The organism is Streptomyces sp. NPDC126510, from assembly GCF_040302345.1.
Classification (GTDB): domain Bacteria; phylum Actinomycetota; class Actinomycetes; order Streptomycetales; family Streptomycetaceae; genus Streptomyces.
Genome location: NZ_JBEORR010000104.1, coordinates 1 through 1,060 on the forward strand (window position 1 = coordinate 1; position 1,060 = coordinate 1,060).

Annotated in this window: 1 protein-coding gene; it reads left to right on the forward strand. The window is 68.2% G+C overall.

Annotation, left to right across the window (positions count from 1 at the left end):
• Window positions 1-106: 106 nt before the first annotated feature.
• Window positions 107-1,060: IS481 family transposase (locus ABTX60_RS43170; RefSeq protein ID WP_352102056.1), on the forward strand; the 954-nt coding region annotated here is incomplete at its 3' end.

Consider the following 1,060-nt stretch of genomic DNA (forward strand, 5'->3'; position numbering starts at 1 on the left):
CCTAGGTGTATTGATCACGAGCGTTGTTAACGCCGGCCGGGCTTGATCATGGCGAAGACCTCCGGTGTGGTGGAGGTGTCTAGGACTTCACCGCACGGAGGTCTTCGTGTCCCACCGTAATGCCCGGCTGACCGTTCACGGCAGGCGGCTGCTCGTTGAACGCGTCCGCGCCGGCCGCCCGGTTGCGCATGTCGCGGCCGAGATGGGTATCTCGCGCGTCACGGCCCACAAGTGGATCCGCCGCTGGCGGGCGGAAGGCGCACCAGGGCTGCACGACCGCTCCAGCCGGCCAGTGACGACACCTCACCGCACCGCGGCAGCGGTGGAGGCCCGAGTGTGTCGACTGCGCCAGGACCGCAAGCTCGGACCCGCCCGCCTGGGCCCGATCCTGGGCCTGCCCGCCTCGACCGTCCACCGCATCCTGGCCCGTCACGGCCTGAACCGGCTGACATTCATGGACCGGCCCACCGGGCAGGTCATCCGCCGCTACGAACGCGACCGCCCCGGCGAACTCATCCACGTCGACGTCAAGAAACTCGGCCGCATCCCCGACGGCGGCGGCCACAAGACGCTGGGCCGTCAGGCTGGCCGGGCCACCCGCGGCGGAATGGGGTTCGACTACATCCATTCCGCCGTCGACGATCACTCCCGCCTCGCCTACAGCGAGATCCACCCTGACGAGAAGGTCGCCACCTGCGCGGGCTTCCTCACACGCGCAGCCGCGTTCTTTAACGCGAACGGCGTCACCCGCATCGAGCGTGTGCTCACCGACAACGCCTGGGCCTACCGCAAGGGCCTGGCCTGGAAACAAGCCCTCGACCGGATCGGCGCCACCGGCAAACTGACCCGCGCCTACCGGCCCCAGACCAACGGCAAGGTCGAACGCTTCAACCGCACCCTGCTCGAGGAATGGGCCTATCTGCGGCCCTACACCAGCAACACCGAACGCACCGCGGCCCTGGGAGACTTCCTGCACACCTACAACCACCATCGCTGCCACACCGCACTCGGCGGACAGCCACCGATCAGCCGTGTGAACAACGCTGCGGCTCCATACACC